The sequence below is a fragment of the Parvibaculum sp. genome (genome assembly GCF_030651915.1).
Classification (GTDB): Bacteria; Pseudomonadota; Alphaproteobacteria; order Parvibaculales; family Parvibaculaceae; genus Parvibaculum.
Window position 1 is genome coordinate 1 of record NZ_JAUSBV010000001.1, and the last position, 15,371, is coordinate 15,371.

General features: G+C 59.0%; 10 protein-coding genes, 3 tRNA genes and 3 rRNA genes. 10 read left to right on the forward strand and 6 right to left on the reverse strand.

Annotated features, from left to right (window positions below):
• The 10 genes from Q7V31_RS00005 to Q7V31_RS00050 all read left to right on the forward strand — a co-directional run.
• Positions 1-718: ribosomal RNA gene (locus Q7V31_RS00005) — 16S ribosomal RNA — on the forward strand; the annotation flags it as partial.
• 209 nt (positions 719-927) lie between these two features.
• Positions 928-1,004, forward strand: a tRNA-Ile gene (locus Q7V31_RS00010).
• Positions 1,005-1,057: 53 nt separating this feature from the next.
• Positions 1,058-1,133 (forward strand) — tRNA-Ala (locus Q7V31_RS00015).
• 381 nt (positions 1,134-1,514) lie between these two features.
• Positions 1,515-4,255, forward strand: a 23S ribosomal RNA gene (locus Q7V31_RS00020).
• A gap of 103 nt (positions 4,256-4,358) precedes the next feature.
• Positions 4,359-4,473: ribosomal RNA gene (rrf, locus tag Q7V31_RS00025) — 5S ribosomal RNA — on the forward strand.
• Positions 4,474-4,534: 61 nt separating this feature from the next.
• Positions 4,535-4,611, forward strand: a tRNA-Met gene (locus Q7V31_RS00030).
• A gap of 206 nt (positions 4,612-4,817) precedes the next feature.
• Positions 4,818-5,336: a hypothetical protein gene (locus Q7V31_RS00035; protein ID WP_304731662.1), complete on the forward strand. Its 519-nt coding sequence runs from the start codon at positions 4,818-4,820 to the stop codon at positions 5,334-5,336.
• 95 nt (positions 5,337-5,431) lie between these two features.
• On the forward strand, positions 5,432-5,575 hold the full coding sequence (locus Q7V31_RS00040; RefSeq protein ID WP_304731663.1) for a hypothetical protein: 144 nt from the start codon (positions 5,432-5,434) through the stop codon (positions 5,573-5,575).
• A 398-nt stretch (positions 5,576-5,973) separates the two neighbouring features.
• On the forward strand, positions 5,974-6,807 hold the full coding sequence (locus Q7V31_RS00045) for an FkbM family methyltransferase (RefSeq protein WP_304731664.1): 834 nt from the start codon (positions 5,974-5,976) through the stop codon (positions 6,805-6,807).
• Between the two features lie 36 nt (positions 6,808-6,843).
• Entirely contained in the window at positions 6,844-7,641 is a 798-nt protein-coding gene (locus Q7V31_RS00050) for a hypothetical protein (protein ID WP_304731665.1), read from the forward strand.
• A gap of 155 nt (positions 7,642-7,796) precedes the next feature.
• Here the strand turns inward: Q7V31_RS00050 and Q7V31_RS00055 are convergent, their stop codons facing one another.
• The 6 genes from Q7V31_RS00055 to Q7V31_RS00080 form a co-directional block, all read right to left on the reverse strand.
• On the reverse strand, positions 7,797-8,789 hold the full coding sequence (locus Q7V31_RS00055) for an ELM1/GtrOC1 family putative glycosyltransferase (protein WP_304731666.1): 993 nt from the start codon (positions 8,787-8,789) through the stop codon (positions 7,797-7,799).
• Between the two features lie 20 nt (positions 8,790-8,809).
• Positions 8,810-9,616, reverse strand: a complete 807-nt coding sequence (locus Q7V31_RS00060; protein WP_304731667.1) for a methyltransferase domain-containing protein — start codon at positions 9,614-9,616, stop codon at positions 8,810-8,812.
• A 123-nt stretch (positions 9,617-9,739) separates the two neighbouring features.
• Positions 9,740-10,039 carry a hypothetical protein gene (locus tag Q7V31_RS00065; protein WP_304731668.1) on the reverse strand — a complete coding sequence of 100 codons (300 nt, stop codon included), beginning with the start codon at positions 10,037-10,039 and terminating at the stop codon, positions 9,740-9,742.
• Positions 10,012-11,427 (reverse strand): Stf0 family sulfotransferase, encoded by a 1,416-nt coding sequence (locus tag Q7V31_RS00070; RefSeq protein WP_304731669.1) that lies wholly within the window; start codon positions 11,425-11,427, stop codon positions 10,012-10,014. The genes Q7V31_RS00065 and Q7V31_RS00070 overlap by 28 nt, the downstream gene beginning before the upstream one ends.
• Positions 11,424-13,919, reverse strand: coding sequence for a glycosyltransferase (locus Q7V31_RS00075; RefSeq protein WP_304731670.1), 2,496 nt, complete (start codon positions 13,917-13,919; stop codon positions 11,424-11,426). The genes Q7V31_RS00070 and Q7V31_RS00075 overlap by 4 nt, the downstream gene beginning before the upstream one ends.
• Positions 13,916-15,367 carry a sulfotransferase family protein gene (locus Q7V31_RS00080; protein ID WP_304731671.1) on the reverse strand — a complete coding sequence of 484 codons (1,452 nt, stop codon included), beginning with the start codon at positions 15,365-15,367 and terminating at the stop codon, positions 13,916-13,918. The genes Q7V31_RS00075 and Q7V31_RS00080 overlap by 4 nt, the downstream gene beginning before the upstream one ends.
• Positions 15,368-15,371 lie beyond the last annotated feature (4 nt).

The window sequence follows — 15,371 nt, forward strand, 5'->3', positions numbered from 1 at the left end:
TGTCAGGCAGCTTGCTGTTTGGTGACGCAGCTAACGCATTAAGCACCCCGCCTGGGGAGTACGGTCGCAAGATTAAAACTCAAAGGAATTGACGGGGGCCCGCACAAGCGGTGGAGCACGTGGTTTAATTCGATGCAAACCGAAGAACCTTACCTGGGTTTGACATGTACGTGGTACGGATCTGAAAGGTGAAGGACCCATTCTTCGGAGTGGGAGCGTACACAGGTGCTGCATGGCTGTCGTCAGCTCGTGTCGTGAGATGTTGGGTTAAGTCCCGCAACGAGCGCAACCCTCGCCTTTAGTTGCCATCATTAAGTTGGGCACTCTAGAGGGACTGCCGGTGATAAGCCGGAGGAAGGTGGGGATGACGTCAAGTCCTCATGGCCCTTACGGGTTGGGCTACACACGTGCTACAATGGCGGCGACAATGGGCAGCGAAGGGGCGACCCGGTGCAAATCCCAAAAAGCCGTCTCAGTTCGGATTGTTCTCTGCAACTCGAGAGCATGAAGGTGGAATCGCTAGTAATCGCGTAACAGCATGACGCGGTGAATACGTTCCCGGGCCTTGTACACACCGCCCGTCACACCATGGGAGTTGGTTTTACCCGAAGCCGGTGCGCTAACCGCAAGGAGGCAGCCGACCACGGTAAGGTCAGCGACTGGGGTGAAGTCGTAACAAGGTAGCCCTAGGGGAACCTGGGGCTGGATCACCTCCTTTCTAAGGAAGATCCTTCAGGAGTTCGCTCCTATCGGATCCTCAATAGACACGGTGTTGAAGCGAGAGGTACTCAGCCTCTCCTTGCAGCATCATCAAGACCAACGCGGGATGCCGCCGTCTTCGCTTCTCTTTCTCATCGAACCTGGTTGACCCCGCGCATATGGCGTCGGGTCGTCCGGGTTCTTGGACGAGCGCACGCTTAACAGCGGGGGCCTGTAGCTCAGGTGGTTAGAGCGCACGCCTGATAAGCGTGAGGTCGATAGTTCGAGTCTATCCAGGCCCACCATTATCAGGCCGGCGCGACCTTAATTGCCTTCCGACAGCACGCTCTGCCTTATCGGGGCCGTAGCTCAGTTGGGAGAGCGCTAGCTTTGCAAGCTTGAGGTCGTCGGTTCGATCCCGTCCGGCTCCACCAAGGCGCATTCATCGAATGCAGCAGGCGTGGAGGCGGCGATCGAACAAGGTTCTCGTCCAGAACAAGTTTCGGCGCGGATATTTATCCGTGTCCGGTTCATTTACATCGTGAAGAAGGGATTTGCCCGATGCCGGCGTAGCCGGCCGATCGGACCAAGCGGTTATTGCCTGTCAAAAGGCTCTATCCGTGCGGGATGATCGGTTTCGCTGGTTAGCAGGAGAGCTCTGTGCACACAGAGTCCTGCAGTGAACTTCGACCCACAGAACTTGATACAACTGAAGTTCACGGTCGGGTAAATCGAATGATTATCTGGTCTTTTCGTTATCATCTACATTGCCGGCCGCCTTCGGGCGTTCGGGAATGAGCAGTGGTAATGAGAGTAATCAAGCGTCTTAAGGGCATTCGGTGGATGCCTTGGCGCGCAGAGGCGATGAAGGACGTGGCACGCTGCGATAAGCCGCGGGGAGCTGTGAGCAAGCTTTGATCCGTGGATTTCCGAATGGGGAAACCCAACCCGCAAGGGTTATCGTTACCTGAATACATAGGGTAACGAAGCGAACCCAGGGAACTGAAACATCTCAGTACCTGGAGGAAAGGACATCAACCGAGACTCCGTTAGTAGTGGCGAGCGAACGCGGACTAGGCCAATGCCTCAAGTCTTCTAACTGGAACCGTCTGGAAAGTCGGGCCTTAGCGGGTGATAGCCCCGTACAGGTGTTGAAGGCATGAGGATACGAGTAGGGCGGGACACGAGAAATCCTGTCTGAACATGGGGGGACCACCCTCCAAGCCTAAGTACTCCTGCGCGACCGATAGTGCACAAGTACCGTGAGGGAAAGGTGAAAAGCACCCCGACGAGGGGAGTGAAACAGTTCCTGAAACCGGATGCCTACAAACAGTTGGAGCCCGCAAGGGTGACAGCGTACCTTTTGTATAATGGGTCAGCGACTTAATCTGGCGAGCAAGCCTAAGCCGATAGGTGTAAGCGTAGCGAAAGCGAGTCTGAACAGGGCGTTCAGTTCGTCGGATTAGACCCGAAACCGAGTGATCTAGCCATGAGCAGGCTGAAGGTGAGGTAACACTTACTGGAGGGCCGAACCCACGTCTGTTGAAAAAGACGGGGATGACTTGTGGCTAGGGGTGAAAGGCCAATCAAACTCGGAAATAGCTGGTTCTCCGCGAAATCTATTTAGGTAGAGCGTCGGGCGAATACTCCAGGGGGTAGAGCACTGGATGGGCTAGGGGTCCTTACCGGATTACCAAACCTAACCAAACTCCGAATACCTGGAAGTACTACCCGGCAGACACACCATGGGTGCTAACGTCCGTGGTGGAGAGGGAAAAAACCCTGACCGCCGTCTAAGGTCCCTAAATTGTGGCTAAGTGGGAAAGGATGTGGGGTCCCCAAAACAACCAGGAGGTTGGCTTAGAAGCAGCCATCCTTTAAAGAAAGCGTAACAGCTCACTGGTCTAAATAAGGGGCCCTGCGCCGAAGATGTACCGGGGCTAAAGCCACATACCGAAGACGCGGGTGCATGCTTGCATGCGCGGTAGCGGAGCGTTCCGTAAGCCTGTGAAGGGTGACTCGTGAGAGCACCTGGAGGTATCGGAAGTGAGAATGCTGACATGAGTAACGACAAACAGTGTGAGAGACACTGTCGCCGAAAGTCCAAGGGTTCCTGCGTAAAGTTAATCTGCGCAGGGTTAGCCGGCCCCTAAGGCGAGGGCGAAAGCCGTAGTCGATGGGAACCACGTTAATATTCGTGGGCCAGTGGGAAGTGACGAACGCCGAAAGTTGTCAGGGCTTATTGGATTGTCCTGGCCGCGTAGGAGTTCCAGGAAATAGCTCCCACATGAGACCGTACCCTAAACCGACACAGGTGGACTGGTAGAGCATACCAAGGCGCTTGAGAGAACGATGCTGAAGGAACTCGGCAAATTGCCTCCGTAACTTCGGGAGAAGGAGGCCCCATATCTGGGCAACCAGGTGTGGGGGGCACAAACTAGGGGGTAGCGACTGTTTACTAAAAACACAGGGCTCTGCGAAATCGCAAGATGACGTATAGGGTCTGACGCCTGCCCGGTGCCGGAAGGTTAAGAGGAGAGGTGCAAGCTTTGAATCGAAGCCCCGGTAAACGGCGGCCGTAACTATAACGGTCCTAAGGTAGCGAAATTCCTTGTCGGGTAAGTTCCGACCTGCACGAATGGCGTAACGACTTCCCCGCTGTCTCCAGCATCGACTCAGTGAAATTGAATTCCCCGTGAAGATGCGGGGTTCCTGCGGTTAGACGGAAAGACCCCGTGCACCTTTACTATAGCTTTGCAGTGGCATTAGTGACGGCATGTGTAGGATAGGTGGTAGGCTTTGAAGTTCGGGCGCTAGCTCGGATGGAGCCGTCCTTGAAATACCACCCTTATTTTTACTGATGTCTAACCGCGGTCCGTTATCCGGATCCGGGACCCTGCATGGTGGGTAGTTTGACTGGGGCGGTCGCCTCCCAAAGAGTAACGGAGGCGCGCGATGGTAGGCTCAGGCTGGTCGGAAATCAGCTGTCGAGTGCAATGGCATAAGCCTGCCTGACTGCGAGACGTACATGTCGAGCAGAGACGAAAGTCGGTCATAGTGATCCGGTGGTTCCACGTGGAAGGGCCATCGCTCAACGGATAAAAGGTACGCCGGGGATAACAGGCTGATCTCCCCCAAGAGTCCATATCGACGGGGAGGTTTGGCACCTCGATGTCGGCTCATCACATCCTGGGGCTGGAGCAGGTCCCAAGGGTTCGGCTGTTCGCCGATTAAAGTGGTACGTGAGCTGGGTTTAGAACGTCGTGAGACAGTTCGGTCCCTATCTGCCGTGGGTGTAGGAAAATTGAGAGGATCTGTCCCTAGTACGAGAGGACCGGGATGGACATACCTCTGGTGGACCGGTTGTCGCGCCAGCGGCACAGCCGGGTAGCTATGTATGGACGGGATAACCGCTGAAAGCATCTAAGCGGGAAACCCACCTCAAAACCAGTTTTCCCTTGAGAGCCGTGGTAGACGACCACGTTGATAGGCCAGGTGTGGAAGTGTGGCAACGCATGGAGCTTACTGGTACTAATCGCTCGATTGGCTTGATTACTCTCATTTATCTCTGCTCATTCCGTGAGCGGATGAGACAACAACGACGACGACAGACCAACAAACGATAATCATTCGAACCCTGACGATATGCCCTTCGCCGGCCTGGTGGTTATTGCGAGGAGCCCACACCCGATCCCATCTCGAACTCGGCCGTTAAATTCCTCAGCGCCAATGGTACTATGTCTTAAGGCATGGAAGAGTAGGTCGCTGCCAGGCCTGCCAAGTGCATATCGTCATTCTCCCTTCTTCCCGATTTCGCTCGCTCTCCATGATTTGACGCGGGGTGGAGCAGCCCGGTAGCTCGTCAGGCTCATAACCTGAAGGTCGCAGGTTCAAATCCTGCCCCCGCAACCAACGATCAGCCCGCTGAGCTTCCGCTCGGCGGGTTTTTTGTTGGCTTGATTTCGTCGTCATCACGATTTCAACAAGATCGGTCCGCAGTATGACGCCATGACGCTGGATGGCGCTGCGACAAGGCGCCGGCACGTCGATCAATCCGCGACGCAGGCGGCCGATGAGACATCGGCAGACTTGCCTGTCGCCAAGGAGGAAAATCTCTCATGACACTGACACGCAAGGACGAAGAGCGCTCGCTCTCCGCCGAGGAACTCGAGCTCGTAGCTCCCAGTCATCAACCCGAAATCGCCGCGCTGTCCGACGAGGCGCTGTCGAAACTGCGCAAGCTGGTGCGGGAGCGCCGCGATCGCGCCAAGGATATTTCCAAGCGCCAGCGCCGCGAGATGCGCGGCAAAGCCGCGCCGAAGGGTGCGGCGCCCGCTTCCGCCGATGCCGGCTCGAAGCGGAAAGTTGCCGTGCTGGCGCAGGCAATGAAGCGGTTGAACAATGAGGCGACACGGCGCGAAAACAAGGCCGCCAAGGCGCAGCTCGTCGGCAACATGCGCCGCGCGCTCGAGATGAAAGAGGCAAAGGAAAAGCCGTCGCGCCCGAAGTCGAAGACGGCCGGCAAGGGCATGAAGAAAAGCGCGAGCGAAAGGAACGAACAGATCGCCGATCCGCGCGAGGCCGGGCGGGTGTCGCAATTTGTGAAGCAGGGGCAAGCGCGGCGCGACGGCAAATAAATGGCCGGGGACGGATCTTCGCGAAGTTTCCGCCTTGCTGTGCGGGTTTTCAGCGTATGGTCGAACAATCTGAGTTGTGAACAAGGAAACGCGCCATGAACCGGAACGGACTTTATCTCGTGGTCGGCCTGCTGGCGATTGTCGCCGTGATCGCCGGCTATCTGATCTACAAGGAAGAACAGAAGACCGGCATCGACATCCAGATCGGCGATGGCGGCATCTCGATCGAGGAGCGCTGAGGGCACTCGCCGCCGCCCGTCTCCTGTTCGCGAGTTGACCGCTCCCTCATCGTATTTGCACAGCGGAGGCTGTGAACACCCCCCTCTGTCACAAATCTGTCATAAATCTGTCACAAATGACTCCGGCGCGGCGTCGGGGGGATTCCCGGGGCGGGGACAAGTGTGTTTCCGGGGCGGGGATAACCCGACTTATCCTGCAAATTGTCCCCGGGGCCGGCCTCGATGGCGCGGCGAGGTGCTGGCGAACTTAACGTCCTTCAACTAGCATCCGGCCGAACCGCTCAGCGGGAAGCGGCGATCAGCCGCGTCAATTGCCGTTGCCAAACAAGGCCGTTTGGATGTTCACTCCGGTGGACTGAGGGCGGGTTTGTGCCGCTGCCGCGAGACAGGAAATGACGATGGAGCTTCTGCACAAAATCACGAAGCTGCGTTGGCTGCCCGTTCGGCACTGGTACGACCTTCGAAATGCGATGCGGCTTTCGGCCCGGGTGCGCGATCCGGCCGACGGATTGCGGTACCGGTTCGAATGCGACCCCTTCGAGTCCTATCAGCGCGGCAGGGGCTTTCTCGGGAAAGAGCCGGAGACGATCGCCTGGTTGCGCGAGAGCCTGCGTCCGTCGGATGTGTTCCTGGATATCGGTGCGAATATCGGCATTTTTTCGATCTTTGCCGGCATGCATCTGGGCCCCGAGGGGCATGTCTATGCCTGCGAACCGCACCTGCCGACGGCGGCGCAATTGCTGCAGAATGTCGGCGCCAACAATCTGCAGGAGCGCGTGTCGGTGCTCTCCATCGCCGCGTCGGGGCAGGACGGCTATGCGCCCTTCCGCTACAAGCGCTGGCGCCAGGGCGCATCGGGCAGTCAATTGTCGGTCGATGGCAGCCCGAAAATGGAACGCGCGGTCGGAACGGAACTCAAGGCGGCTCTGACGATCGATTCCATGGTCAGCCTTGGCGTCATCCGGCCGCCGAACCTCGTCAAGATCGACACCGACGGCATCGAGATCCCTATTTCGCGGGGCATGGAAAAATTGCTGCGCTCGGAAAAACGGCCAAGGGGCCTTCTCATCGAAATCCAGCAGGGCGAATATGAGCCGCAGCTGGAATATCTGGAATCCTGCGGGTATCGCATGTCGGCGACACATCCCGTCGGGAAATGGAAACGGCTGCACGATGCGGGAACGCCGTTCAGCCAACTGGCATTCAATGCCTTGTTTGAGCCTGCAGCCTGATTATCAGTGGCGTCTCGTCAAATATGGGGGGTCTCAATGGCCAGCGACATCAGCATGAAGACAGCGACGGCGGAACGGGCGCCTCTGACGCAAAGGGTCATCGATCATTTCGTTGCCCGGATCCATGCGAGCCCGGTCGAGCGCGAGCCTTTCATGAACTCCTATTTCACCGGCGTGTTCCCGGATGACGTCTATGCCGAGATCCGGCGGCGCCTGCCGGCGCGCGAGCGCTATCTGCCCTTGAACCTCAAGCGCTGGAAGAATGCCGAGGGCCAGTCCACGCGTGACAAGCTCTGCCTCTCCGCCGGCGAGATCGACCGGATCGCGCCCGAGGACCGGCAATTCTGGTCCGAGCTCACGGATGCGCTGACCTCGCGCGAACTTCAGCAGGCGATCTATTTTTCCATGCGTGACGATGTTTCGCTGCGGCTTGGCTGTGCGCCGGACGAGGTTGTGGACCGGGAACCGTTCACCAATGTTCTGCTGGTGCGCGACTTCGCCGACTACCGGCTGAAGCCGCATCCCGACGGGAAGCCGCGCGTCGTGACGATGATGATTTATCTCGCCGATGAGGGATCGCCCACGGATCTCGGTACGTCCCTCTATCGGGAACGGCCGCTGCTCGATCGCCTGTTGGGAAAACGGTTTGAGGAAGTGGCGCGCTTTCCGTTCCTGCCAAACAGCGTCGGCACGTTTGTCGTCAACGACCGCCCGGACCGGCGGAGCTGGCATGGCCGCGAGTTGATCGAGGGTCAGACCGTCGTTCGCGACTCGATCATCGTCTCCTTCATGTCTGAAGAAGGCCATGACAACGGCATGAAACATAATTATTGACCGGCCAACCGCCTCCTTCAATCCAAGGAGGCGGTTCACGGTCCGGAAACGCTTTGGAGTCTTTCAGTGTTTCGTGGAAACACTGAAAGACTCCAAGTTGTTGTTTGGTCGCGCTTCTTTTCGGAAAACCGGATTCCACTTTTCCGAGAAACGCTCTAGAGCCCGGTTCTGTCGAGGACGGTGGTGGCGAGCTTGTCCAGATGATTTTCGGTCATCGGCTTGATGGTCTTCAGAAAGACATCGAGCGCCGGGAGATCGCCGGTTTCGAGCGGGAGCGTTCTCAGAAAATCCTGCCGTTCGAGCGTCTCGATGATTTCGGTGTCGCGCCAGCGTTGCGTCATGGCCGGTGCCAGCGCGACCGTCGGCCGCTGGGCGGCGACCGCTTCGGAAATCATCGACATGCTGTCGATGGTGACCAGGATGACATCGGCCCGGAAAATTTCGCCCGCGGTGCCGGCGCCGGCCGTTCGGAAGTCGATGAAGTCGACGCCGGGAAGCCGGGCGACGTCTTCGAGCGCCCGATAGGCATCATCCGGCGTGCGCGGCGAGGTTGCGATCTTGACGACGAGATTGGCGGCGGCAAGCTTTGACAGCAGCGCCGCGAGCCGGTTCCAGTCTGCCGGCTTGAACGTCGCCGTTTGCGATGTGCCGCCGATCAGAACCCCGATGCACAGACCGCCCGCCGCCGCCAGGCCCGGCCATTGCCGGGGCCGGGGCAGGGCGCCCGGATCGATGGCCGCGGGCTTGGGCAGGCAGGCGTGATTGGGAAGGTTGCGCGCGTGCTCATAAGGCAGCAGCACGAGGCTGACATGACCGGGATCGAGGCCGCGCAGCGAGCCGGCGATGACGTTGGGCGTTCCGCGCAACCGGCGCAGCGCGATATTGGCGCCGAAGGTGAGGGCGCCGGCCGAAACGATCAGATCGGCGGGTGGAAAGGCCTCGGGCGCCAGTCCGTGGACGAGGCGCAGATAGAGCTGCGGCGGCAGCAGGCGCGCCAGCCGGGTCACCAATGCGCGGGGCAGCAGGCGCGGAATTGTCAAATCCATGCGCGCGATATCGACAGGCCTGAAGCGCGCGACGGCGGCGGCGATCGCCTCGCTTTGACGGTAATGTCCCGGGCGCCGATCGGAAAGGATGAGGATGCGCATATCCGGCTTGCCGGACGGGCCTATCGCCGGCCGGTGATCTTGCGGAGGCGGTAGATGATCTCCGCCTTCAGGAAGATCAGGAAATGCCGCAGCGGGCGGGCCTCGCGGGTTTTCCAGGTCTTGAAGGCGGCGCGGCGCCGGGAGCGAACGCGGATCGGCTCCAGATAGGGGAAGTGCGTCCCCAGCCGCTGCTTCCACCATTCCTCATTCTGCTGCGTTACATGGGCGTTGCGCCCGTCCGGCAGGATGAGGACGGCGGGGCCCATGTCGACGATGATGATCGCGTTCCGGGCGAGGGCGGCCATGTCCGCGATGATCGGCTCCAGCTCATCTTCCGGGACGTGCTCGAGCACGTCGACATTGACCAGCAGGTCGAACTTGCCTTCGGGCCGGACACTGTATTTCGGGATCGCCGGATCATAGCGCGCGATGCGCGCGCCGGTTGCGCGCTGCAGCTCGTCGGCCAGGGTGCTCTGGCCACAGCCGAAATCGATAATCGAGGCCGGCTTCAGATCGTCCAGGAGCGGCAGCAGGTAGGGCAGGTTCTTGACGCTGGTGTTGCCATAGGCCTCGCGGCCATGGATGACACGATATTGCTGGATCAGATCCTCACTCATGGGAGTCCTCGTCGGGAAAAAGCTTCGGTGATGATCTGTGGCCCGGCGTCCGAGCGGACGGGCCGCGGGGCCTTTGAACGTGTTGAACCTGCCCCCGGCCATGGTGCGGCCGGGCGGGATGGCGCCGCCGGGCGCCGACCCCATTGTCTCGGCGGGAAGTTTCGCATTTTGCGCGCATGCCGTCGAGACTCCGGTCGAGATCGTCGTCACCGGCCTTTCCCGGTTCATTCGATGACGGGCCGGGCGGGGCCGAATGACCATAACACTGTCATGATATGGATGCGGGGCGCGCCCTCGTGGATTCACGTTGCTGGTGGCGCAAAGCCGGGGCGTTCAGGCCGGGCGGCGCGGCTTCCGGCAGATGACGACTTCGGTGTACTCACCGAGGATGCCGGCCGTGCGGTCGGCGAAGCGATAGACGCGGACGTCGAAGGGCGCCCATTCGGCGAATTTCTGATGCAGGTCGTAGCCATAGTCGATGGTGACGATCGAACCTTCGGCGCTGACCGGATTTCCGTGGAATTCCGGCGGCAGGATGTCGATGCGTTCGCCATCCGGACCCCACTCGAAGCGACGCACGGCCGGTTCGACCTGCGCCTTGCGGACTACGGACGCTTTATCAAGGTCAGACAATCATGGTCCTTGTGGTGCTTCTCACCGGCCCCCCAATCAATGACCTTCGATTTCACGATCACGAGGCCCGACTTGTGTGCCAAGTGATGGAACAATTCCTTTGTCATGAAGTTCCGGGCATGCGGCGCGCGGCTGAAATCTCCGGTTGGATTCTTGCCGTAGTTCGAGTGATGGAGAAAGGCTGTTCCACCCGGGACAAGAACTCTTCGGAATTCCTCGAGATACGAGCGAACCACGTCAGAATCAAAATGGACCATGGAGTCGAAACAGAACCCAAATGTCACTGAACTGTCGTCGACACCGGTGAGATGGACCCCATCATTTAAAACGAACCGGCGCGTTTCACTCTCTCCAAAGCGATCCCTGCATATGTCGACGTTCTCGCTGAGGATGTCGAGCCCAACGAAAGACTTGGATTTTTCAATCAGGATGGCACTCAACCGCCCATGACCGACGGCAAGTTCGAGTGTGCTTGAAAAATCAACAGGGGTGTCCCCGATGAAGGGGATAATCATGTTTTGCCATTGGGTGAGCGCTCTTTTTTCGACCGAATCGTAGTAGGGCGTCGTCACCCATCGATTTCGCGCGACGTCTTTTACGCTTTCGATCCAGCTCTTTTTCGATGCATCACTCTTTGCGGGTTCGGCGGGTGCTCGCGGTTTTGTATCGGCCATAAACAGATCAAACGCCTCCTCATTTGAGTTGCCCGAGAGTCGCAGCAACGCTCGCTCAGAATTCAGGTGTGGCTTATCCATTCCCAAGCGCTCAACAATTCTTTCCAGGTAGGAAATACCAGCTGCCACGTCTTCATATTCGATCCGAACGGGCTCAATGTTGTTCTCCCGAAAGAAGCGCTCCCAAAGTTCGTGCTCTCGAACAATATTCATGCAGGCACGGGATATCTCCTGCGGTGTGACCGCCACGTTTGCCTCAAATCCAGTGGCGGACACGATTGAACGTCCCGGACGGATTTTGGCGTCGTCTTCCTTCAAAACATGATTGATCCCGGACTTGCGCGAGATTACGCGCGATATTGCCTGCCGGACAATGGATCGCCTGCTGATATAGACCCAAGTTGCGCCTGGATATGATTTTACGAGCGGTTGCCAAAGAGTGGTGTCTGCCGGCGCATCGCCGCGAAGGATATCAACGACCTTTCCCGCGTAACTGGCCATGATCTTGACGGAGAAGACGCCGTTCTCGTCCGTTCCACGTTTTCGGACTGCGGCAAGCATTTGCTCCGCCTCGACGTCCGGCCGATCCACGAACTGACCGAAATACTCTTCCGCAAGTCCCAGCCCGTTATTGCGCAGGTCCTCGCAAACAAGTGTCGATCCGCATCGCTGCGTTGCGCACAGGATAATTTCCTGCTTCATTGCCGTCTTCATGATCGACCTGCGTGGCTGGTCTTGTGCGACGATGGGGTGAAATGCGCGCGTCGCGCGATTGCATTTTCATACCCTTCAATTCGGGCGCGATTGGTTCTCATGCGTCGTTCCAATTCGTGATCGGGCACGTTGTTCTCGATACCCCACCTTCGGTCGTGGTCGTTCAGGCTTCTGATGAGCGCGTCGGTATCCTGGTGCTTCTGCAGCAGATCATAGCCAAAACTTTCCTTGAAGAATAAGCACTCGGCTTCGGCGCGGTCCCTTGTTTCATTCTCATCGTAATCATGGGAATGATAGACGACAGCATCGCGTGCGTAGACTTTCTCGTATCCAGCTTCAATGATCTGACGCGCCCAGACCTGGTCCTCGCCATAGGGAATGTCCGGATACGGAATCCGTTGCCAAATAGAACGTCGCAAACATGAGTTGTTGTCGCTGTAAAAGTGAAGAAATTGCTTCCAGTGTATATCGCCGGCATTCCAGCGTTGACCATCCGTTGCTTTCGAGACGGCGACCGGCTGCTCGTCGAACTGAACAAAGTGCAGACAAAGATCACGCTTGATGAAAGGCGAATGTTCCGGCCAAGGAACATGCCGTCCAAATGCGCCCGCAGCATTGGGATATCGCTCAAGGGTTGTAACAAGATTGTAAAGCCAGAATTCATCCGCCGGCTCAGCGTCTTGTGTCAAAAACGCAATAAACTCACCTCTCGCTTTCGCTGCCGCCTGATTCCGCGTTCGCCCGTGGCTGAATTCTGACTGCGGAATTTGCATAAACACGATATCTGCGCTCTCTAGACAAAATTCAGCTGTTCCGTCAGTCGACGTCGAATCGACGACGACAATTTCAAATGGCCATGGGGTTCGCTGACGACGCAGCGTTGATATCACTTTTTTGAATAATTCTCCGCCGTTGTATGTCGGGATGATCACGCTGGCATGCGGATACGATGCGGACTCCGCGGACAGGCGCCCTTTTGCCGCTTGTGTCCGCCAGCCACGCTCAACCAAGCGTTCCTGAATTCCAGATTCCACAATCCGTGCTGCGCGTTCCCAGGAAAACTGGCCGACCCATTTTTTTGCATTTTCAATTTGTTTCTGACGAGTATTTTCGTTGCGCAGAAGTGCTTCTATGGCATCAGCAAGTTTGGTCGGGTCAGGTTCGACCAAGGTAATGACACCGTCAGGAAAAATGGCGCGCGTGCTTTCAACGTCCAATTCGACTACCGGTAACCCACAAGCCATCATTTCCTGAGGCGCGAGAGAATAGTTTGTACTGGAAAAACAAATGCCGATGTCAGCTGAACGATATAGCGCCGCCAACTCGTCGCTTTTCAGTATTCCATGATCCGTACAGGAAAAAGGAGCTTCGGTGAAGTTCGTTGGGCCACCGAACATATCGACATGAATGTCGATATTTCGTGCCGCTAGTTGCTCCAGCGCGAGCAAGCCCAATTCGACAGATCGACGTTCCGTGTGAACCCGACTATAGAAGGCGATGCGACTTGCGCTGGAAGCAGGCTCAATATGGCGCCCCTCCGGGGTGTAGATGCTCTGGTTATAGGCAAGCCAAAAGGCGCGCGCCCACCGACCGTGTTTCTCGCGCATAAGCTGCTCAAGCCATGGGCTTGCACAGATGCAAGCGAAATCCCGAGAATATGTGTGTTCCGCGGCGAGCGCCCGCGCACCGCGAGCATGGAAATATGGCTCGTAGTCTTGAATGAAATAGAAGCGTTCTTTGAAGCCTTGCGCGTGCCCAACAACGGCAACGGTGTCCCAGCTTGTTGCAAAGACAACATCTCCCTTCGCTGCAAAAAAAGAGCTGTCGAGCGGCAGAACCTCGGCACGCAGGGTTTGAAAATCTTTCAGGACGTCGTCTGCCCATGAAAATCTGTGCATACCAGCGTTGGGATGGTTCACCCAGACTGTGCATTCATGTCCAAAAAATTCGAGCCACCGGACCATGCGGAAAATCGTCATATGACCTCCGCCGCCGCGCGAAAATTCGGGGATAACCCAATGGATCGACAACCTGTCGGGGTCGAATTTTTTGCTTGCCGGCTTCCTTGGCCGTTCCGGATACAAAATCAGATCATACAGAGCGTGGTCGTTTACCAGACGCGCGCCGGTATTTATCTGCAAGACGCGAGGGGTTGGTGGAACTTGATGCTTCTCGTCGCGACTTGGGGAGGCGACAGGTGCTGAAGGCGTCGGGCATAGCGTCAACGAGCGGCCCTCGCGCTGGCCCGTCGTCGTATAATGCAGCAGCGGGTTGATGCCGGTGACGGCGATATCGGGATTGGCGGCGAGATACGCCTGGCCGTCGAAGCGGGACGAGGGCTTGCGGCCGAGCTGCGCGCCGAGCCAGAGATAATGTTCGGCGGGGTCCATGCCGAGCGCGGCGACATCGGGATACTGCGCCAGATACCAGGCGGCATCAAAGAGGTCCGACTGCCGGATCGCATCGATTTCATGTGCCGGAACGCCCGTCATTCCGTCTGGTTCCCTTTTTCGACGGACCCGCCGGCCGCCGCCGCATTGGGCGCCCGGCCTTCGGCCGCGCCATGCTGTACGAAATGGCGCAGCGGGTCGATGCCGGCGGCGGCGACATCGGGATAGGCCCTGGCATACCATTCGGCGTCGAAAATGCCGCTCTGCCGGAGCCATGCCATCTGCTGTCGGATGCGCAGGGCGCGCGGCAGCAACCGCAGGCCCGGCCGGTCGAGCAGGGAATTGACGGCGCCTGATGCCCGCGCGCCGGATTCGCGCGCGCGCATCAGGCGGGTCAGCGTGACGATCTCCTCGATGCGGGCGGCCAGCGCCATCTCGGCGTGGTGCCTGCCCGTCTTTTCGGCGGCTGCCTCGGCATGGGCGGCGTCCCGTTCGGCCAGTGCCGTTTTCAGGCCAGCTTCGGCGCGGGTTCGGGCGGCACGCTCGGCCTCGGCCCGGTTGATTGTCTCCTGCAGGGTGTGCTGCATTTCGGTCAGCGATGCCCGCGCTTCCGCCCCGGCCTGTTCGGCCGCGCGGGCGCGCCGGGCGTCGTCGCGGCCATGCGCGACCAGACGCGCAAACGCCGGCGTTGCCTCGTCGAAGGCCGCGCGGATGCGGTCGAGCGCGGGGAAGTCGGCCGGGTCCTCGCCTTCGGCCGCCCAGCGGGCGAGAATGGCATGGGTTTCGCGCAGCCAGGCCGACAGCGCCGGGTTTTCAGCGACGCGCTGTGGCGCCTCGCGGTGATGGCGCAGGCCTTCGGCGAGGAAGGCGTCGATTTCGGGGGCGGCGCGTTCGGGCGCGCGCGGCCAGGAAAAATTCAGCGCTTCGCTTGTCCGCGCGGCGAGGCGCGGCCAGTCCGTCATCAATTCGTCATAGCTGCAATGAAGGCGCGGGCGGCCGCGCGAGGCGGCCTCCGCCTCGAGCACATGGCGCAGCCACAGCAGATGGCCGAGTTCGGGCGGGAAGCCGTCGCGCTTTTCCAGCGAGGCGGCGACCTCCAGCGGATTGCGCAGGGGCAGCAGGACGAGGGGCCGAATGCCGGCCGTTTCGAGAACATCGAACCAGAACGGCGCGAGGCGGCAGATGCGCGGATCCTTCAGTACAAAGAAGGACGAGGTGGCGAATTCAGCTTCCAGCGCGGCGCGGACACGGGCCTTGAATTCATCCGCCTTCGGCGAGGCATACCAGCCGGGGTCGAAAGCCAGCCAGTCGTCCCATACCGAGCCGGCCGAGGCGAGAAGCTCGTCGTTCAGGCCGGCGACAGGCGTTGACTCCCAGTAGCCGGTCTCGTTGGCCTGGTTGGCGGGCATGAGTGCGCGTGGCAGATCGGCGCCCAGCAGCGCCAGCACGCGAGACAGCGCGCTGGTGCCCGAGCGGTGCATGCCCAGTATCAACAGACAGACACGCCCGGAAGAAGCGTTTTCTTCCCGACCATTTGCACTGTCCGCCACGACG